Source organism: Burkholderia sp. CCA53, assembly GCF_001685525.1.
Lineage (GTDB): Bacteria > Pseudomonadota > Gammaproteobacteria > Burkholderiales > Burkholderiaceae > Burkholderia > Burkholderia multivorans.
In genome coordinates, this window is record NZ_BDDJ01000003.1 from 352,344 (window position 1) to 371,281 (window position 18,938).

Genomic DNA, 18,938 nt, shown 5'->3' on the forward strand with positions numbered 1-18,938 from the left:
AGACACAATGAACTACTCGGAAATCCTCTACGAGGAAGACGGCCCGATCGGCACGATCACGCTGAACCGACCGGACGACGGCAACATGTTCACCGAGACGATGTGCCACGAAGTGCGCGACTGCATCAATGCGATCCGGCGCGAAACACGGACGCGCGTCGTCGTCATCACCGGTGCCGGCGACAAGTTCTTCTGCACGGGCGGCCGCAAGGAAGGCATGCCTGACACGACGCTCTATGCGGGGGTGCTGCCGACGCTGGAAATGTACGAGAGCATCGACCGTCTTCAGAAGCCGGTGATCGCATCCGTCAACGGGTTTGCCGTGGGCGGCGGCAACGTTCTTCAGGTCGTGTGCGACCTCACGATCGCGAAGGAATCGGCCGTGTTCCGGCAGGTCGGTCCGATGGTCGGCAGTTTCGACGGCGGCTACGGCACGTGGTACCTCGAAGACCTGGTCGGGAAGAAGCGCGCGAAGGACATCTGGTTTCGCAACCCGAAGATCAGTGCCCGCGAGGCACTCGAGATCGGCCTGATCAACCGCGTCGTGCCGGACGATCAGTTGAAGGCCGCGACGCGCGAGTACGCCCTGGAAGTCGCCGAGCGCGGTGCATTCGCGCTCGCGTCGCTGAAGGGCGCGTTCAATGCACGCCACGGCGGCGTGAGCGGTCTGTCGCGCATGGCGCACGACCTGCTGCTGCGCGGCTATCTCGACACCGCGGAGCACGACGAACTGGCCGCCGCATTCGCGGAGCGCCGCAAGCCGGACCCGAGCAAGTTCGGGCACTGATGCGCGGATGACGCCATGCAGAACATCCTGACTCTTCACAATCCGCAGAACGCGCGCGACTACTACCTGTCCGGCGTATGGCAGCAGGAGACGCTCTACACGCTGGCCCGCCGGCATGCGCGCGAACGTCCGACGTCCTGCGCGTTGCGCGATGCCGACGTGCGCCTCACGTGGCGCGAAGTGGTCGACTGGGTCGACAGCGTCGCCGAAGCGCTTCACCGGCAGGGCCTGAAACCGGGCGATCGCGTCGGCATCTGGCTGCCCAACGTCGTCCATACCGCGATCGTTTTTCTCGCCTGCTCGCGGAACGGCTACGTCTGCTGCCCTTCGCTTCACCAGAACTACACGGTCGAGGAGATCCGCACGCTGTTGCACCGCACGCAATGCCGCGCCCTGTTCGCGATGCCGGGATACGGTGCAGACGCCGATCGCCATTCGATCTTCGCGCGCATCGACGAGATCCCGACGCTCGCTGCGGTGTTCGCCCTTCCCGATCCGCTGCGGGATCGGCCGGCCGACCTGGCCGGCGCCCTGCCGTTTCCGGAACGCCAGCCGCCAGCGGCCGTCGCGCCGCCCGACCTGAACCCCGACAAGATCGTCTACCTCGCGTTTACGTCCGGCACGACGGGGCAGCCCAAAGGCGTCATGCACAGCGACAACACGTTGCTGGCCAACGGCCGTGCACTGGTCGAGGACTGGGGGCACACGTCCGATACGACGCTCCTCACGCTCAGTCCGATGAGTCATCACATCGCGACGGTTGCGATCGAGCAGATGCTCGTGGCCGGTCTCGAGCTGGTGATGACGAACCTGCGCGGCAGCAAGCACGCACTCGACTGGATTCTCGAAACCGGCGCGACCTATGTGATGGGTGTGCCGACCCATGCGATGGACATCCTGCAGGCCGTGCGCGATCGCAACCTGCGCGCGCTCGGCGACGTGCGCACGTTCTACATGGCCGGCGCCGCGATTCCCCGGGAAGTCGCACAAAAGTTTCTCAGTCTCGGCGTGACTCCGCAGAACGTCTACGGCATGACTGAAAACGGCTCGCACAATTACACCATCCCGAACGACACGCCGGACACCATCGTTTCGACATGCGGGCGCGCGTGCCGCGGCTACGAAGTCCGCCTGTGGAAACAGGACGACTCGGACGTCGAAGCGGAGCCCGGCGAGATCGGCGAAATCGGCGGCCGTGGCGGACTGCTGATGCTCGGCTATTTCAGCAATCAGGTCGCGACGGAAACGTCCTTCAACATTCACGGCTGGTTCATGAGCGGCGACCTCGGCATGCTCGACGACAACGGCTGTCTCGTGATCGTCGGTCGCAAAAAGGATTTGATCATTCGCGGCGGACACAACATCCATCCCGCGCGGATCGAGGAACTGGCGATGCGTCATCCGCTCGTCGAGCGCGCGGCCGCGTATCCGGTACAGGATCAGCGGCTCGGCGAGAAGGTTTGCCTGTCGGTGATCGTACGTACGGGCCAGCATCTCGATCCGCACGACATGCTGGCCCACCTCGCCAACTGCGGGCTGTCGAAATACGACATGCCCGAGTACTACCTGCCGCTCGATGCGTTTCCGCTTACCGCCAGCGGCAAGATCCTCAAGCGCGATCTGGTCGAGATGACGTTACGCGGCGAGTTGAAGCCCGTCTCGGTCCGATACAAGGCCCCCGTTACCGCAGGAGTCTGAACATGGCAATCGAACTCGATTTTTCCGGGCCTTACGCGCTGCTGACGCTAAATCGGCCCGACGCGCACAACGCATTGCAGTTTTCGATGATCGACGCGCTCGCCCGCGCGCTCGACGACGTTGCCGCGTCGACTGCGCGCGCGCTGATCGTGACGGGCGCAGGCCCGAAGGCATTTTGCGCCGGTGCCGATATCAAGGAACTGATGGATCGCGGGCTGATGGATCAGCGTCGCGGCGCGCAGCGTGGTCAGCGTACGTTCGCCACACTGGCCGCATTGCCGATCCCGTCCGTCGCAGTGCTCCACGGATATGCGTTCGGCGGCGGTCTCGAACTGGCGATGGCCTGCACCTTCCGCATCGCGACGTCGCACGCGCGCATGGGACTGCCCGAAATCAAACTGGGTCTGATTCCCGGATATGGCGGAACGCAGCGCCTGTCGCGCCTCATTGGCGAGGCACGCGCAATCGAACTCGTGATGTCGGGCCGCACCGTCGACGCAACCGAGGCCGAACGATGGGGGCTCGTCAACCGCATCGTGCCGGATGGCGATCCGGTCGAACTTGGCAAGGCATTCATGGCCGAGTTCGTCGGCTACAGCCGGTGCGCGTCCCAATTCGCGCGCGAAGCAGTCGCCCGCGGCGTCGCGACGACGCTCGACGAAGGCCTCGCCATCGAGGCGGATCTGTCGACGCTCGCCTACCAGACCGCCGACGCGGCCGAAGGCATGCGCGCGTTCATCGAAAAACGGACGCCGGAGTTCAAGGATGCGTGATCGTCTCAACGGGACCGTCATCGTGACGGGAGCGAGCCGCGGAATCGGCGCGTCGATCGCGGCCGAACTCGCGATGGCCGGATTCAGTGTCGTGTGTCTGTCCCGGTCCGGCGAGTTGCCGCACGTGACGGATCTCGACGGCGAAGCGCGGCGCAGGATGATGGCGATACGGTGCGACATCACCGACGCACCGGCCGTGCATGCCGCGTTCTCGTCGGTGCCGAAGGCATCGGGGCAGGCTGTCGTCGGCCTCGTCAACAATGCAGGCATTCACCTGCAAGGCCCTTCCGCGACGTTTGCGCTCGAAGATTTCGAACGCGTCATGTTCACCAATGCAGCGTCGGTCCTGCTCGCGAGCCAGGCCGCCTACCCGCTGCTGTGCAACGCCGGTGCATCGCTGATCGTCAATATCGGCTCGTTCTACGACAAGCTCGGCGTCAAGGGCAATGCGGCGTATTGCGCATCGAAGGCTGCGGTGGGCGCGTTGTCGCGCTGTCTCGCGGTCGAGTGGGCGCGTCAAGGCATCCGGGTCGTCAACGTCGCGCCGGGCTACATCGAAACCGACCTGAATCGCGACGAGCTCAACGAAGGGGCACTGCAGTCGTTCCTGAAAAAGCGCATCCCGCTCGGTGGCCCCGGCAAGGCCGACGACATCGGGCGATTCGTCGCCGGCCTGTTCCAGCTCCCGTCAGCGTTCGTGACCGGTGAGACCTTCTATGTCGATGGCGGCCAGGGCATTGCCCTTTGATGCAAGGACTCTCTATGAACATTCTGGAACGGCTGGACGCACGCCTCCCGCTTGCCGAAGAAGAACGGATGATTCTCGACAGCGTCAAGGATCTCTGCGCGTCGCAACTTGCGCCTCGTGCCGCCGAATACGATCGATCCGGCACGTTCCCGTGGGACAACCTGCGGGCGATCAACGCACTCGGACTCAACGCGATGTTCGTCCCCGAGGCCTATGGCGGCGCTCCGCTTTCCTACCTGTGCTATCTGGCTTGCGTGCGCGAGATATCGAAGGCATGCGCGTCGACGGGCATCATCTGGGCAACCAATTTCCATGCGATCAAGCCGCTCATCGAGTACGGCAACGAAGCGCAGAAAAACCGGCTGCTACCGCGCATCGCCGAAGGCGCGCTTGCCTCGCTGGCGATCACCGAAAGCGCGGCGGGATCGGATGCGACCGGCATGCGCACGACCTTCACGCCCGATGGCGACGACATCGTGGTCAACGGCGGCAAGATCTTTATCACCAACGGCGACGTCGCCGATCTATATCTGCTGTTCGGCAAATGGTCGACGATCGACGATGCGAAAGCCGCGATCTCCGTGCTGATCCTCGAAAAGGGCACCGACGGCCTGCGCGTGCTCGGAACCGAGCACAAGATGGGCACGCGCGCATCGAGCACCGCCAGCCTGTCGTTCGACGGCTGCCGCGTGCCGCGTGCCAATCTCATCGGCAATCCGGGCGACGGTCTGCGCATTCTCTTCGGGTCGCTCAACCGGTCTCGTCCCAGTATCGCCGCACATGCACTCGGCATCGCGCGGGCCGCGTTCGAAGATGCCGTCGACTACATCAACGAACGCCGGCAATCCGGCAAGCGCATTCTCGAATTTCAGGGCATTCAGTTCATGCTGGCCGACATGGCCTCTGAACTGATCCTGTGCGAATCGCTGCTTTGGCAGCTGGGCGCGCGCATCGATGCCGGTGAACAGGATTTCGGCGTCGAGGCGTCCGTGTTGAAACAGCGGGCGTCCGATGCCGCGATGCGCATTACGACCGACGCCGTGCAGCTGTTCGGCGGCTACGGTTATTGCAACGACTACCGCGTCGAGCGCCTGATGCGCGACGCGAAGATCACGCAAATCTGGGAAGGCACCAACCAGATTCATCGTCAGCTGATCGGACGCAGCTTTCTCAAGAAATAGGAGACACTCATGACAACCATTCAGACCGTCGGCGTCGCCGGCGCGGGCACGATGGGCGCCGGGATCGCGATCGTCGCGGCGCGGGCGGGCTTTCGCACCATCGTCTTCGATGCGCGACAGGACGCGCTCGACAACGCACGCACGCAGACCGAGGCCTTTCTCGCCAAATCGGAGCAACGCGGCAAGTTGCCCGCGGGCGGCGCTGCCGCGACCATGGAACGCTGGCAGTCTACGACCGAGCTGGCGCGACTCGCGCAGTGCGATATCGTGATCGAAGCCGTGTTCGAGGATCTCGCCGTCAAGCATCAGGTCTTCCGGGCCCTCGACACGATATGCCCGGCGACGACGCTGTTCGCGTCCAACACGTCGACGATCTCGATCACCGAGATCGCCGGCGGATCGGGCCGGCCCGACCGGTTCGTCGGCATGCATTTCTGCCTGCCTGCGCAACTGATGAAGCTGGTCGAGATGTCGCCCGGTCTCGAGACCTCCGACGAAACGTTCCGGCGAGCCTGGGCGTTCGCGGAAGCGATGGGACAGAAGCCGGTCGCCACGCAGGACACGCCCGGCTTTATCCTCAACTACTTTCTGATCCCGTTCAACAACGATGCGATCCGCCTCCTCGAGCAGGGCGTGGCGGAAGCCGCCGACATCGACGTCGCCATCAAGACGGCGCTCGGCTACCCGATGGGTCCGCTCGAACTGCTCGACCTCGTCGGCATGGACACGCAGAAGCTGCTGTGCGACGCGATGTACGGCTTGACCCACGAGCCTCGTGCGGCCTGCCCGCCGCTCGTGCGGCGGATGATCGCCGCGAATCGACTCGGCAAGAAGACCGGCCGGGGTTTTCACGTGTACCGCGACAACAAGATGTTCGGAGCCTGACATGCGCTATGAGATCGTCACTGCCGGCGAAAGCCGGTCCTTCCCTGCCGCGCACCCGTTCCTGGAGCAGGCGTGCGCCGGCGGCGACGCGCTGGTGTTCGTCGGCGCCGACGCAGGACGCGCCTATGCGGCGTCCACCGGCCTCGCGTCGCGCACCTTCGTCGCCATCGAGCTGGGTACCGAGTGTCTCGGCGTCCACACAGGCGAGCGTCGCGGGCTCGAAGGCAGCAATGTCGTCGGGTTCGCACGGTTTCGGCTCGGCGACGCGGAGCCGAGTGCGCTCGTCGAACTGGTCCGGCAACCCGGTACGTCGACGGCTGCAATCGATGCCGCCAAGGCCGCGTTCGAGGCTTCCGGGCTGGTGGTTGCCGTCTGCAACGACTTTCCGGGGCGCATCGTCGATCGGCTGATTCGTCCGTACTTCAATGCGGCGTTGACGCGTCTCGACGAGAAACTGGCAAGCGCCGACGACCTGGACCAGACGCTCTGCCTCGGGCTCGGCTATCCCGAGGGGCCGATCTCGCTGCTCGAACGCACCGGTCTCGCCCACCACTTTTCGATTACGGACGCGCTCTACCGGGCGCTCGGGCAAGCACCCTACGCGCCCGCACGCCGCGCTCGCGTGGCTGCCGAACGGGCGAGCGGAGGTGCGCAATGACGCAACCGCTCGCCGGACTCAAAGTGCTCGACTTCAGTACGCTGCTGCCGGGACCGCTGTGCTCGCTGCTGCTCGCCGAGGCCGGTGCGGAGGTGATCAAGTTCGAACGGCCGGAGCGCGGCGACGACATGCGCGCGTACGAACCGAAGATCGACGACGACAGCACCAATTTCGTATTGCTGAACCGCGGCAAACGATCGATCGCCATCGATCTGAAAGCGCCCGACGCATTCGAGCGACTGGCGCCGATGATCGATGCGGCCGACGTGCTTATCGAACAGTTCCGCCCCGGCGTGATGGAACGGCTCGGCCTCGGCTATACCGCGCTCGCCAAACGCAACCCTCGGCTCGTGTACTGCTCGATCACGGGCTTCGGACAACATGGGCCGCGCGCACACGAGGCGGCTCACGACCTCAACTATGTCGCGGCAACCGGCATGCTGTCGCTGACGGCCGGCGTCGACGGCCGGCCGGGCTTGCCACCGGCGCTGATTGCGGATGTCGCAGGCGGCGCGTATCCGGCCATGATGAACATCCTGCTCGCGCTGCGGCAGCGCGACCAGACCGGCCAGGGCTGCCATCTCGACGTAGCGATGGCCGACAACCTCTTCACGTTCCTGTACTGGGGCCTCGGCAGCGGCGCACGCGGCCGCTGGCCGCGACCCGCGTCGGAACTCGTGACGGGCGGATCGCCGCGCTACCAGATCTATCGCACGGCCGACGATGCCTTTCTCGAGGCCGCACCAATCGAGGACAAGTTCTGGAGCAACTTCGTCGCGCTCGTCGGGCTGGATGCGGAGGCGTTGGCCCGGCTGTCTCCCGCCGAGGCGACCGACGCGGTGGCCGATGCGATCGCGCAGCGTCCGCTCGCGGACTGGCTCGACCGTTTCGCCGGTCAGGACGTTTGCACGAGCCGCGTCGTGAGCCTCGAGGAGGCCTGCCGCGATCCGCATTTCGTTTCGCGCGGCGTATTCGATCGTACGGTGCGCACGGCAGCCGGCAGCACGCTGCCTGCTCTGCCGGTGCCGGTAGCCGCACCCTTCCGCGATCCATGCCGCGATCGGCCCTCGCCCGCCCTTGGGGCCGACAATGCGCTGTTGAACCGGTGAGGGTACGGACATGAAAGCAATCGTGGTCCACGCATTCACCGAACCGGAACAGCTGACACTCGGCGAGTTGCCCGATCCGCACGTCGGCGACGACAGCGTCCTGATCGACGTGCGCGCCGCGGCCGTCAACTATCCGGACTTGCTCGTCGTACGCGGAACGTATCAGGTGCTGCCCGAGCGTCCGTTCGCACCGGGCAAGGACGCGGCCGGCATCGTGCGTGCCGTCGGGCGCAACGTCACGCACATCCGACCAGGCGATCGCGTGGTCGCGCAAATGGAGTACGGTGCATTCGCCGAGCGGGTCAGCGTCGACCAGCGATCGTGCTTCGTCCTCCCCGATTCGATGCCCTTCGACGATGCCGCCGCCATGGGGCTCGTGTACCAGACTGCGTATTTCGCGCTGGTAGAACGTGGCGGATTTTGCGAAGGCGAGTCCGTGCTCGTCACGGGCGCGGGCGGCGGTGTGGGCTCCGCGGCGCTCCAGCTCGTCAAGAGTCTCGGCGGCCGGGCGCTGGCGGCCGTCAGCGGCGCCGAGCAGGCCCGTGTCGCGACCGAGACGGGTGCCGACGCCATCATCGACCTGACCGCGCCGAACCTGCGCGATTCGCTGCGCGAGCAGGTGCGCGCGGCGACCGTCGATCGCGGTGTCGACGTGCTGCTGGACACGCTCGGTGGAGACGCGTTCGATGCCGCGCTGCGGGCGATCGCATGGTGCGGCCGGGCGGTCGTGGTCGGCTTCGCGTCCGGACGCATTCCCGAGGTCAAGGTCAACTAACTGCTCGTCAAGAACATTGCCGTCAGCGGCCTGCAATGGAGCGACTATCGGGATCGGCAACCCGAGAAGGTTCGCGCCGTCCAGCAGGCGATCTTCCGACTGTACGAGCAGGGCGCGATCAAGCCGAGGATTGCCGCCAGGCTGCCGCTCGCTCGCGCCGGCGAGGCGCTGACGAAGCTGGCGTCCGGCCGATCGTCAGGCAAATACGTGGTGACGCTTGACTGACGATCCTGCAACGCCATACCTCGATCGCGACGCGACACACGTCCTCGCACTCGATCGCGCCGGGGCCGTATCCGTCGACCGCAACGAACGTTTCCCACGTCTTCCGCAGGATGAACATGCAGAACACAACATCACCGCTGCCCGTCGAGACGGTCGGCATCGTCGGCGAACGGCGAACCGGTCGTCACGCCCTATCCCGACTGCGTGCTCGTGATGCCGTCGCTGCGTCAGTTGCGGCCCGGCGTGACGGTCGTGCGCCTCGGGCGCCTCGTCGACGATACCGGCACGCGCGCCTGATCGCGCGCATCGCGCGGCCCGTATCGCCGCGCACACGTTTGCGGCGCCCCAGCCCCGCGCGCACCGCGCGCCGGGCCTCCATTTCTTCGCGCCACTGCCGTTAACCCGGATTTTGATGCCGACCGTGCGCGTTGTGCGGGCCGGCACGACACGCGCGAGCATGTCTGCCTCCACTTCAATCGAGAAAATCGCCGACTGGGCGGGGCGCCACACCTTGTTCGTCGGCGCGCTCGGCACGCTGATGTCGCTGGCCGCGCTCGCGATCAGCGCGCTCACGCTGTGGGCCGCACGCAGCGAAGTCGTCGAGCATGCGCATGAAACGTCGCGCAACGTCGCCGCGGTGCTCGTCAGCGAGATCGCGCGGACCGTCGAAACGTCGAACGCCGCGCTCGTCGCGCTGGCGTCCGACCTCGGCAATCCGGCCGTGCGACGCATGGACGCCGGCTTGCGGCACGACCTGCTGTTCGAGCGCACGGCCGCGCAGTACGTGACGGGAATGGGCGTGACGGACCGGTACGGTCGGCTGATCGACGGATGTTGCAGTTCGTCGCATCGCTGGGATTTCAGCGATCGCGACTATTTCAACGTCCATCGCAAGGCAGACGGCGTCGGGCTTTACGTGTCGCAAGCGTATCGCGCACGCTCGCGCGGCGGCGCCGAATCGATTGCGCTGTCGCGGCGCATCGAGCGGCCGGACCATACGTTCGATGGCATTGCCGTCGTCGCGATCGACCTCGCGTACTTCGGCCAGTTGCTGTCGCGGCTGAACGTCGGGCCGCACGGCGTCACGGCGATCCTGCGCGCGGACGGCACGATCCTCGCGAGAAACCCGCCGCTCAGCGAGCATCAGATGACGCGCCTGCGCCGCTCGAAGTCGTTCGAGCGCATGGTGAGCCGCGAGTCGGGGTTCTATGCCGCGCATTCGTCGATCGACGGCACGTTGCGTCTGTATACGTTCCAGCGCGTGCCCGGCACGCCACTGATCGCGGTCGTCGCGCCGGCCGAGCGCGACGTGCTGGCCGGCATCACGCGGCTGTCGTGGACGGTCGGCGTGTCGGCGTCGGTGATCGGCGCGCTGTTCTGCGCGGTGGTCTGGCTGCTTGCGTTCGCGTTGCGCGACAATCTGCGCAAGCAGCAGCGGCTGACCGACCTCGCGTGTACCGATCCGCTGACGGGCCTGCACAACCGCCGCGCGCTCGATGCGATGCTCGTCGACGCGTGCGCGCGGCTGCAGCGCGGCGACGGCGGCAGCCTGTCGGTGCTGTTCATCGATGCCGATCGCTTCAAGCAGTACAACGACCGCTACGGGCATGCGCACGGCGACACGGCGCTGCGCTTTCTCGCCGCCTGCATTCGCGCGCATGTATGCCGGCGCGGCGACGTCGCCGCGCGATACGGCGGCGAGGAATTCGTCGCGGTGCTGCCCGATACCGACGCGCGCGGCGCGATGCAGATCGCGGACGCGATCCGCCGCGACGTCGAACGCAACCGGCTCGACGGATTTGCGGATCCGGTGCCCGCGTTCACGGTCAGCATCGGCTGCGCGACGGCCGACCACGCGCGTGCGGCATCGGCCGATGCATTGGCGCGTCGCGCCGACCGTGCGCTGTATACGGCGAAGCACCGCGGCCGCAATCGCGTGTGCCACGCCGACGTCGAAACCGCCGCGCCAGCCGAACCGGCGATCGTCTAGCGCCCGCACAGCGCACCCTCGCACGCCGCACGGCGACGGCGCCGCGTCGCGCGATGCACCGCACGGCGGCACGACGCGCAACAAATCCGTAACGGCCACGTCACGATCGATCCCGACAATTCGCCATCTTCGGCTTTCAGGATGGAGTGCTGCATGTTCGCGTCATCGAATCGTTTCGCGCTGCACGTGGCCGCGCTGTCGAGTGCGATCGTTCTTGCCGCGTGCGGCGGCGGCGACGATATCGTCGCCACCGACACGCCGCAGGCGGCCGTACCGGCGCCGCCGCCCGACCCCGGCTTCGTCGACAGCGCGCCGGTGCCGAGCGTGCCCGCATTCGTCGACACCATCGCGACCAACCAGCGCGGCGACGCGCGCTACGCGACGCTGTCGACGAACGCGGCCGTGCGCCTGCTGAGCCGCTTCCTCGACCTGTGGCAGCCGTCGACGATGCTCGTCGACGCGGGCGTCAGCGCGCCGGCCAACGGCGCGTTTCCCGCGATCTCGCCGTCAACGTGCTCCGGGCTGCCCGACAGCGGCACGCCGTGCGGGACGATCCTGAACGCGGCGGTGCTGTCCGCGAACGTGCAATACGTGATCGATGCGACGACCGCGCGCACGCCGCAGCAGGCCGACGCCGCGTACTTCGACGACCGGCGCGGCAAAGGGTACAGCGTGACCGACGGGATGGGACCGCTGACCGCCGCGTGGCGCACCGCGGCACAGCAGACGACGAGCATCACGAGCGTGCCGGCCGACGCGACGACCGTGCTGTACAACGACACCGGCAACAACGTCGGCGTCGGCGGCAGCGCGAACGCCGGTTTCGGCAAAGTGGTCGATCTGCTGAACGAAATGGGCAGCAACGCGTCGACGGAGCCGGCGAAGCGCTTCTACAAATACGCACGGCCGTACCGCTGGAGCTCGAGCGTCGTCGTCGCGCCGACGCTCGTGCCGGCGAAAAGCACGACGCCCGCGACCGACGGCGGTTTCGTCAGCGGCCACACGGCCGAAGCGGTGCGCGATGCGGTGACGATGGCGTGGCTCGTGCCGGAGCGCTTCCAGGAAATGGTCGGCCGCGGGCTGGAACTCGGCGAGAACCGGATCCTCGCCGGCATGCACTCGCCGCTCGACGTGATCGGCGGACGCATGCTCGCGCTGGCGGTCAGCGCGGCGAACCTCACCGTGTACGCGAACGATGCGCAGGCCGCGTACGCGCAGGCGCACCAGACGCTGCAGCAGCTCACCGGCACGACCGACGCGACCTTCGCCGCGTTCGCGCATTCGGGCACCGCGGCCACCGACCGGTTCGCCGACTATGCGACGAACAAGGCCGCATTCCTGCGCCGGATGACGTTCGGCTTCGCGCCGATCGAGCCGACCGATGCACCGCCCGTCGTGCCGAAGGGCGCGGAGATCCTGCTGCTGACGCGCTTCCCGTATCTGAGCGCGGACCAGCGCCGCGTCGTGCTGAAGACCACCGAAATGCCGTCCGGCTATCCGGTGATGGACGATGCGGAAGGCTGGGGCCGGCTGAACCTGTTCGCCGCCGCCGACGGGTACGGCGCGTTCAACGGCAACGTGACCGTGTCGATGGACGGATCGAAAGGCGGGCTGAACGCGGCCGACGTGTGGCGCAACGACATCGCAGGCGCCGGCAAGCTGACGCTGCAAGGCAGCGGCACGCTCACGCTTGCGGGCAACAACCGCTATACCGGCGGCACGCAGGTCGCCGGCGGCACGCTCACGGCCGCATCGGCGTCCGCGTTCGGCAGCGGCGATGTGTACGTCGGCACGGGCGGCAGCGTGCGGATCGCGGCGGCCGCGCCGGTGACGATCGCGACGCGCTATACGCAGCTCGACGGCGCGACGCTGGAACTCGACATTGACGGCAACGGCGGCGGGCGTCTGCGCGTCGGCGGCCCGTTGACGATCGCGGGCGGCACGCTGCGCGTGAAATTCGTGAACGGCTATGCGCCGAAGGCCGGCGATACGATCGCGCTGGTCGACGGCGCGGCGGCGGCAGCGAAATTCTCGACGGTGATCGTCGACGGGTTCCACGCAACGCCGGTGTACACGGCAACGGGCGTGTCGGTCGTGCTGTCCGCCGCTTGAGCGGCGTTCGATGGACCGCGCGGCGTAACGCGCGCGGTCGGTCGTACGACACGCATCACCGGCTCAGTGATGCTCGTACGGACGCTGCGTGTCGACCGACGCGACCGATGTGACCAACGCGACGTGCGCGTTCGCGCCGGCGTTCGGCTGTGCGGCCGCCGCTTGCGATTGCTGCGCGGCGACCTTCGCCTCGGCGGCCTGGATGTCGTCCGGATAGGACGGATCGGTGCCGACCGGCCGGTAGCCGGCCTGCTCGACGCGCACCAGATCGGCGCGCACGTCGGCCCGCGTGACGGGGCCGTTGGCGGTTTGCGCGAATGCGACGAGCGGCGCGCTCAATGCGCAGGAAAGCACGACTGCACGGATCCAGCTGTTCATGATGTTCACCTTTGAAAATGACGTGTTCGCGTCCGCTGACGAAGCCGGACTTCCGCTCCCCATCGATGCGATGAAGAGTCGGGTTCATTCTGCGATTCACGCGCTTTCCGGACGGTGAGCGTTTCATTACGGTGTTGTTATCCGCGCGCCGCCGCGTCGCGGTCGTGCGTTCATGCGCCCGGGTCGATCGTGCGCACCTGCGGAATCATCGCGGCCTGGCCGCGCACGATGCCGCCCGCGTCGACGAGTTGCCACACGGTCGCGCGCTCGATCCAGAAACGCTTGCCGGACTTCGTCACGCGCACGCCGCGGTAGTCGGACACGAAGCCGTCGCGCGCGACCTTCTCGAGGAACGACTGGCGCTCGCGCCGCTCCATCGGTTCCGCCGACAGCCGCGACGGCAACGCGGTCAGTTCGTCCCAGCCATATTCGAAGATCGCCTGCGCGCGCTTGTTGCCGTACACGAACACCGGATCGGCCGAGGTGTCGTGCGCGAGGATACCGAACGGCGCGGCGTCGTACAGCCATGCGGCGCCGTCCGCCGCGTTCAGGCCGTCAGGCACGAGCGGCCGGTTCAGAAGCCGGCGATACGAGTCGGCGAGAAGAAGGAAGAAGTCTGCATCGGTGCGCAACGACATCGGTCAAGCTCCTGGCAATCGTCTGGACAGGCGGATGGTCGGGGTTCGACATTATGGACGAAGCGATGCGCGGCTGTCGGCACCGGCGCGAGGGCGGCGCCGTGTTGCCGTGCGGGTGCTCCGCATTGCCCGGGCGACGAAACGCGTTCGGCCATCGCGTACGCGCGCGCAGCACCGATCGGCAAACGCCAAATTCGAGATCCTCGGCCCGGGTGCCCAGATAACGGCTTCGTAATCTTCGGGTCAGCGACGGGTCAACGCCGCGACGGCAGACTGCACGCTTGTCGCAACGAATGCGAATCCGAGCCCTGCATCGAGGAGCAACATCATGTGGATCGTCCGGCTGGCGCTGCGCAGGCCCTACACGTTCGTCGTACTCGCGCTCTTGATCTTCATCGCTGGACCGCTCGCGCTGCTGCGCACGCCGACCGACATCTTTCCGAGCATCGACATTCCGGTCGTCAGCATCGTGTGGTCGTACAACGGCTTCTCGGCCGAGGACATGGCGAAGCGGATCACGTCGAACTACGAACGCGCGCTCACGTCCGACGTCGACGACATCGAGCACATCGAGTCGCAGTCGCTGAACGGCGTGTCGGTCGTGAAGATCTTTTTCCACCCGGGCGCCGACATCAACCGCGCGATCGCCGAAGCCGCGAGCAATGCGGCCTCGATCCTGCGGATCCTGCCGCCCGGCACGCTGCCGCCGAACATCATCACGTACAACGCGTCGACGGTGCCGATCCTGCAGCTCGGCCTGTCGAGCGACACGCTCGCCGAACAGCAGCTGTACGACCTCGGCAACAGCTTCATCCGCACGCAGCTCGCGACCGTGCAGGGCGCCGCCGTGCCGCTGCCGTTCGGCGGCAAGATCCGGCAGATCGTCGTCGATCTCGATACGCGCGCACTGCAGGCGAAGGGGCTCGCGCCGATCGACGTCGTAAACGCGATCAACGCGCAGAACCTCATCCTGCCGGGCGGCACCGCGAAGATCGGTACGCGCGAATACAACGTGCAGATGAACGGCAGCACGCAGACCGTCGCCGCACTGAATAACCTGCCGGTGAGGACGGTCGGCGGCAACGTCGTGTACGTGCGCGACGTCGCGCACGTCCGCGACGGCTATGCGCCGCAGACCAACATCGTGCGTGCGGACGGCCGGCGCGCGGCGCTGCTGACGGTCGAGAAGACGGGCAGCGCATCGACGCTGACGATCATCGACCAGGTGAAGGCGATGCTGCCCAAGATCGAGGCCGGACTGCCGAAGGCGCTGCACATCGCGCCGCTCGACGATCAGTCGGTGTTCGTGAAGGCCGCGGTGCAGGGCGTCGTGCGCGAAGCGCTGATCGCCGCGTGCCTGACCGCGCTGATGATCCTGCTGTTTCTCGGCAGCTGGCGCGCGACGCTGATCATCGCGGTCTCGATTCCGCTCGCGGTGCTGACGTCGCTGCTCGCGCTGTCGGCGCTCGGCCAGACGATCAACATCATGACGCTCGGCGGGCTCGCGCTTGCGGTCGGGATCCTCGTCGACGACGCCACCGTCGCGATCGAGAACATCACGCATCATCTCGAACTCGGTGCGCCGCTCGAGGACGCGATCCTGACCGGCGCGGGCGAAATCGCGGTGCCGACCTTCGTGTCGACGCTGTCGATCTGCATCGTGTTCGTGCCGATGTTCCTGCTGACCGGCGTCGCGCGCTACCTGTTCGTGCCGCTCGCCGAGGCCGTGATCTTCGCGATGATCGCGTCGTACTTCTTCTCGCGCACGCTGGTGCCGACGCTCGCGATGGCACTGATGCGCGCGAAGCGCCAGGGCCGGCCGCCGCGCGGCATGTTCGCGCGGCTCGCGCGGTTCCAGGCCGCGTTCGAACACCGCTTCGAGGCCGTGCGGCTGCGCTACCGCGCGCTGCTGTCCGCGGCGATCGCGCGACGCCGCCGCTTCGCGGCCGCGTTCCTGCTCGCGTGCATCGCGTCGGCCGGCCTGTATGCATTTGCCGGGCAGGATTTCTTCCCGTCGGTCGACACCGGCGAGATTCGCCTGCACCTGCGCGCGCCGACCGGCACGCGGATCGAGGAAACCGCGCGGCTCACCGATGAAGTCGAAGCGAAGATCCGCACCGTGATTCCGCCGCGCGAACTCGCGGGCGTGCTCGACAACATCGGCGTGCCGGTGAGCGGGATCAACCTCACGTACGACTCGTCGGACCCGATCGGCAGCGAGGACGCAGACGTGATGATCACCCTGAGGCCCGATCACGCGCCGACCGCCGCGTATGTCGCGACGCTGCGCAACGTGCTTGCGCAGTCGTTCCCCGGCGTCACATTCGCGTTCCTGCCGGCCGATATCGTCAGCCAGATCCTGAATTTCGGCTTGCCTGCGCCGATCGACATCCAGATCGTCGGCAACAAGCTCGACCGGAACCGTGCGGTCGCGAATGCACTGCTCGCGAAGCTGCGCGGCGTGCGCGGGCTCGTCGACGCGCGCATCCAGCAGCCCGGCGACGAGCCCGCGATCGACGTGAACGTCGATCGCACGAAGGCGATCCAGGCCGGCCTCCAACAGCGCGACGTCGCGCAGAACCTGCTGATCGCGCTGTCCGGCAGCTCGCAGACGACGCCGAACTTCTGGCTCGATCCGCGCAACGGCGTCAGCTATCCGGTGCTCGTGCAGACGCCGCAGTACACGGTGAACTCGCTGCAGGCGCTCGCGAACGTGCCGCTGCCGACGAGCGCCGCGCGCGCGCCGCAGACGCCGGCCGGCGGCCCGGCCGCCGGTGCGCCCGCGCAGAACCTGCTCGGCGCGCTCGGCACGTTCTCGCGTGCGACGCAGCAGGCCGTCGTGTCGCACTACAACGTGCAGCCGGTGCTCGACATCTTCGCGTCGGTGCAGGGGCGCGACCTCGGCGGCGTGACCGCGGACGTGACGAAGCTCGTCGACGACGCGCGCGCGCAACTGCCGCCCGGCTCGTCGATCGTGCTGCGCGGCCAGGTGCAGGCGATGCACGAATCGTTCACGGGCCTGCTCGGCGGACTCGTGCTCGCGATCTCGCTCGTCTATCTGCTGATGGTCGTGAACTTCCAGTCGTGGCTCGACCCGCTCGTGATCGTCGGCGGGCTCCCCGCGTCGCTCGCCGGCATCGCATGGATGCTGTTCGTCACGCGCACCACGCTGTCGGTGCCCGCGCTGACCGGCACGATCCTGTGCATCGGCATCGCGACCGCGAACAGCATTCTCGTCGTGAACACCGCGCGCGAACAGCTTGCCGGCGGCGCGTCGCCGTGGCAGGCCGCGCTCGAAGCCGGCTTCAGCCGCTTCCGTCCGGTCCTGATGACGGCGCTCGCGATGCTGATCGGCATGCTGCCGATGGCGCTCGGTCTCGGCGACGGCGGCGAGCAGAACGCGCCGCTCGGACGCGCGGTGATCGGCGGGCTCGCGTTCGGCACGCTGTCGACGCTGCTGTTCGTCCCGGTGCTGTTCGGCTTCGTCCACGCGTGGCTCGCACGGCGCCGCGCGGCGGCCGCCGAACGCGCCGCACCCGACACGCCCGCACTGCGCTGAACGCGGCTGCCCGCCCTTTCCATTCGAATCGACCGACTGGGGAATTCCTCATGACCGACCCGACCCTCGAACCGCTCGCGCCGCCCACCGACGCGCACCGACCCGCTGCCGCCGCACGCGGCGCACTTCCCGATGCACCGCCGGCGCACCGCCGGCGCCGCGTCGCGCTGCCGCTTGCCGCGATCGCGGCCGCCGCCGCGCTGCTCGCGATCGGCATCGTGCCGCGGATCGATGCGCGCGCCGCGCAACGCACGCAGGTTGCCGCGCAGCAGGCGCTGCCCGTGTCCGTGATCGTACCGGGCGCCGCACCTGCGGATCAGACGCTTACGTTGCCCGGCGCGGTGATGCCGTACGCGGAGGCGTCGATCTATGCGCGCACGAGCGGCTATATCGCACACTGGAGTGCCGATCTCGGCACGCACGTGAAGGCGGGCCAGACACTCGCGCAGATCGCGGCGCCCGATCTCGACGCACAGCTGCGGCAGGCACGCGCCGACGCGGCGAGCGCGCAGGCGAACTACGACTATGCGAAATCGACCGCGCAGCGCTGGCAGGACATGCTGAAAACGCAGTCGGTATCGCAGCAGGACACCGACACGAAAGTCGCCGACATGAACGCGAAGCGCGCGATGCTCGCGTCCGCGCAGGCGAACGTCGCGCATCTCGCCGAACTCGTGTCGTACGAATCGGTCGCCGCGCCGTTCGACGGCGTGATCACCGCGCGCAACGTCGACGTCGGCACGCTCGTCACGGCCGGCGGCACGCCGGGCAGCCCGGGGCTGTACGGCGAACTGTTTCATCTCGAACAGACCGACACGCTGCGCGTGTTCGTCGACGTGCCGCAGGACAGCGCGGCAGGCGTATCGGCCGGCACGCCGGTCTACCTGACCACGCAGCAGTATCCGGGGCGGCGCTTTCCCGCGCGCGTCGCGCGCACCGCGGGCGCGATCGATCCCGTCACGCGCACGCTGCGCGTCGAGATCGACGTCGACAACCGCGACGGCGCGCTGATGCCCGGTGCATATGCGCAGGCGCATCTGGTCGTGCCGAGCGCGGCGCCCGCGCTCGAACTGCCCGTCAGCGCGCTGCTGTTCCGTCCGGATGGCGTGACCGTCGCGACTGTCGACGCGCACGGACGCACCGCGCTGAAGACCGTGCAGATCGGCCGAGACTTCGGCACGCGCGTCGAGATCGTCGCCGGGCTCGCGGCGACCGACCGCGTGATCGACAACCCGGGCGATGCGATCACGGCCGGCGAAGCGGTAAAGATCGTGTCGACCGCACATGAAGCGGTGCCGGTTGCGTCGTCGTCGGCTCACGCTCGGCCGACCGCTGCGGCCAATGCGGCGTCGAACGCGAACCTGCGCGCGATGCGCGCGGCCGCCGCGGCGGCGCCGGTTGCCGTGCCCGCGCGCAACTGAC

At 67.5% G+C, this 18,938-nt stretch carries 16 protein-coding genes and 1 pseudogene; 15 read left to right on the forward strand and 2 right to left on the reverse strand.

Annotated features, from left to right (window positions below):
- Nucleotides 1-7 precede the first annotated feature (7 nt).
- The 13 genes and pseudogenes from BCR55_RS28285 (at nucleotide 8) to BCR55_RS28335 (ending at nucleotide 12,941) form a co-directional block, all read left to right on the forward strand.
- Complete coding sequence (locus BCR55_RS28285; RefSeq protein ID WP_006399045.1) at nucleotides 8-787, forward strand: enoyl-CoA hydratase-related protein; 780 nt, start codon at nucleotides 8-10, stop codon at nucleotides 785-787.
- A 15-nt stretch (nucleotides 788-802) separates the two neighbouring features.
- The gene (locus tag BCR55_RS28290; protein WP_006399046.1) at nucleotides 803-2,485 is read left to right on the forward strand and encodes a class I adenylate-forming enzyme family protein; all 1,683 of its coding nucleotides are present in this window, start codon (nucleotides 803-805) and stop codon (nucleotides 2,483-2,485) included.
- Nucleotides 2,486-2,487: 2 nt separating this feature from the next.
- A complete protein-coding gene (locus BCR55_RS28295; protein WP_065497041.1) occupies nucleotides 2,488-3,258 on the forward strand; it encodes an enoyl-CoA hydratase/isomerase family protein in 771 nt (256 codons plus the stop codon).
- Nucleotides 3,251-4,006, forward strand: coding sequence for an SDR family NAD(P)-dependent oxidoreductase (locus BCR55_RS28300; protein WP_065497043.1), 756 nt, complete (start codon nucleotides 3,251-3,253; stop codon nucleotides 4,004-4,006). The genes BCR55_RS28295 and BCR55_RS28300 overlap by 8 nt, the downstream gene beginning before the upstream one ends.
- 14 nt (nucleotides 4,007-4,020) lie before the next feature.
- Entirely contained in the window at nucleotides 4,021-5,187 is a 1,167-nt protein-coding gene (locus tag BCR55_RS28305) for an acyl-CoA dehydrogenase family protein (RefSeq protein ID WP_006399049.1), read from the forward strand.
- A gap of 9 nt (nucleotides 5,188-5,196) precedes the next feature.
- Entirely contained in the window at nucleotides 5,197-6,072 is an 876-nt protein-coding gene (locus BCR55_RS28310; protein ID WP_065497048.1) for a 3-hydroxyacyl-CoA dehydrogenase family protein, read from the forward strand.
- A gap of 1 nt (nucleotide 6,073) precedes the next feature.
- Nucleotides 6,074-6,730, forward strand: a complete 657-nt coding sequence (locus BCR55_RS28315) for a 3-hydroxyacyl-CoA dehydrogenase family protein (protein WP_006410439.1) — start codon at nucleotides 6,074-6,076, stop codon at nucleotides 6,728-6,730.
- Entirely contained in the window at nucleotides 6,727-7,839 is a 1,113-nt protein-coding gene (locus tag BCR55_RS28320) for a CaiB/BaiF CoA-transferase family protein (protein ID WP_065497049.1), read from the forward strand. Before BCR55_RS28315 ends, BCR55_RS28320 begins: the two co-directional genes overlap by 4 nt.
- A gap of 10 nt (nucleotides 7,840-7,849) precedes the next feature.
- Nucleotides 7,850-8,614, forward strand: a complete 765-nt coding sequence (locus BCR55_RS28325; RefSeq protein ID WP_254661861.1) for an NADPH:quinone oxidoreductase family protein — start codon at nucleotides 7,850-7,852, stop codon at nucleotides 8,612-8,614.
- Nucleotides 8,615-8,644: 30 nt separating this feature from the next.
- Nucleotides 8,645-8,839, forward strand: coding sequence for a zinc-binding dehydrogenase (locus tag BCR55_RS33640; protein WP_254661863.1), 195 nt, complete (start codon nucleotides 8,645-8,647; stop codon nucleotides 8,837-8,839).
- A 165-nt stretch (nucleotides 8,840-9,004) separates the two neighbouring features.
- Nucleotides 9,005-9,136, forward strand: a pseudogene (locus BCR55_RS32845) (succinylglutamate desuccinylase); the annotation flags it as partial.
- Between the two features lie 160 nt (nucleotides 9,137-9,296).
- Complete coding sequence (locus BCR55_RS28330) at nucleotides 9,297-10,829, forward strand: GGDEF domain-containing protein (protein ID WP_065497211.1); 1,533 nt, start codon at nucleotides 9,297-9,299, stop codon at nucleotides 10,827-10,829.
- A gap of 153 nt (nucleotides 10,830-10,982) precedes the next feature.
- Nucleotides 10,983-12,941, forward strand: coding sequence for a phosphatase PAP2 family protein (locus BCR55_RS28335; RefSeq protein ID WP_065497053.1), 1,959 nt, complete (start codon nucleotides 10,983-10,985; stop codon nucleotides 12,939-12,941).
- A 63-nt stretch (nucleotides 12,942-13,004) separates the two neighbouring features.
- Here BCR55_RS28335 and BCR55_RS28340 read toward each other — a convergent pair whose 3' ends face one another.
- Nucleotides 13,005-13,319 carry a DUF4148 domain-containing protein gene (locus BCR55_RS28340; protein ID WP_006399057.1) on the reverse strand — a complete coding sequence of 105 codons (315 nt, stop codon included), beginning with the start codon at nucleotides 13,317-13,319 and terminating at the stop codon, nucleotides 13,005-13,007.
- Nucleotides 13,320-13,489: 170 nt separating this feature from the next.
- Nucleotides 13,490-13,957 carry an MEKHLA domain-containing protein gene (locus BCR55_RS28345; RefSeq protein WP_006399059.1) on the reverse strand — a complete coding sequence of 156 codons (468 nt, stop codon included), beginning with the start codon at nucleotides 13,955-13,957 and terminating at the stop codon, nucleotides 13,490-13,492.
- Between the two features lie 328 nt (nucleotides 13,958-14,285).
- Here BCR55_RS28345 and BCR55_RS28350 point away from each other — a divergent pair, with 328 nt between their 5' ends.
- Nucleotides 14,286-17,516 carry an efflux RND transporter permease subunit gene (locus BCR55_RS28350; RefSeq protein WP_065497055.1) on the forward strand — a complete coding sequence of 1,077 codons (3,231 nt, stop codon included), beginning with the start codon at nucleotides 14,286-14,288 and terminating at the stop codon, nucleotides 17,514-17,516.
- Nucleotides 17,517-17,566: 50 nt separating this feature from the next.
- Nucleotides 17,567-18,937: an efflux RND transporter periplasmic adaptor subunit gene (locus BCR55_RS28355; protein ID WP_065497057.1), complete on the forward strand. Its 1,371-nt coding sequence runs from the start codon at nucleotides 17,567-17,569 to the stop codon at nucleotides 18,935-18,937.
- The last annotated feature ends 1 nt before the right edge of the window (nucleotide 18,938 follow it).

Excerpts from the sequence above, each read along its gene's own strand:
- BCR55_RS28285 (WP_006399045.1), top strand. The coding sequence starts at position 8 with ATGAACTACTCGGAAATCCTCTACGAGGAAGACGGCCCGATCGGCACG.
- BCR55_RS28290 (WP_006399046.1), top strand. The coding sequence starts at position 803 with ATGCAGAACATCCTGACTCTTCACAATCCGCAGAACGCGCGCGACTAC.
- BCR55_RS28295 (WP_065497041.1), top strand. The coding sequence starts at position 2,488 with ATGGCAATCGAACTCGATTTTTCCGGGCCTTACGCGCTGCTGACGCTA.
- BCR55_RS28300 (WP_065497043.1), top strand. The coding sequence starts at position 3,251 with ATGCGTGATCGTCTCAACGGGACCGTCATCGTGACGGGAGCGAGCCGC.
- BCR55_RS28305 (WP_006399049.1), top strand. The coding sequence starts at position 4,021 with ATGAACATTCTGGAACGGCTGGACGCACGCCTCCCGCTTGCCGAAGAA.
- BCR55_RS28310 (WP_065497048.1), top strand. The coding sequence starts at position 5,197 with ATGACAACCATTCAGACCGTCGGCGTCGCCGGCGCGGGCACGATGGGC.
- BCR55_RS28315 (WP_006410439.1), top strand. The coding sequence starts at position 6,074 with ATGCGCTATGAGATCGTCACTGCCGGCGAAAGCCGGTCCTTCCCTGCC.
- BCR55_RS28320 (WP_065497049.1), top strand. The coding sequence starts at position 6,727 with ATGACGCAACCGCTCGCCGGACTCAAAGTGCTCGACTTCAGTACGCTG.
- BCR55_RS28325 (WP_254661861.1), top strand. The coding sequence starts at position 7,850 with ATGAAAGCAATCGTGGTCCACGCATTCACCGAACCGGAACAGCTGACA.
- BCR55_RS28330 (WP_065497211.1), top strand. The coding sequence starts at position 9,297 with ATGTCTGCCTCCACTTCAATCGAGAAAATCGCCGACTGGGCGGGGCGC.
- BCR55_RS28335 (WP_065497053.1), top strand. The coding sequence starts at position 10,983 with ATGTTCGCGTCATCGAATCGTTTCGCGCTGCACGTGGCCGCGCTGTCG.
- BCR55_RS28340 (WP_006399057.1), bottom strand. The coding sequence starts at position 13,319 with ATGAACAGCTGGATCCGTGCAGTCGTGCTTTCCTGCGCATTGAGCGCG.
- BCR55_RS28345 (WP_006399059.1), bottom strand. The coding sequence starts at position 13,957 with ATGTCGTTGCGCACCGATGCAGACTTCTTCCTTCTTCTCGCCGACTCG.
- BCR55_RS28350 (WP_065497055.1), top strand. The coding sequence starts at position 14,286 with ATGTGGATCGTCCGGCTGGCGCTGCGCAGGCCCTACACGTTCGTCGTA.
- BCR55_RS28355 (WP_065497057.1), top strand. The coding sequence starts at position 17,567 with ATGACCGACCCGACCCTCGAACCGCTCGCGCCGCCCACCGACGCGCAC.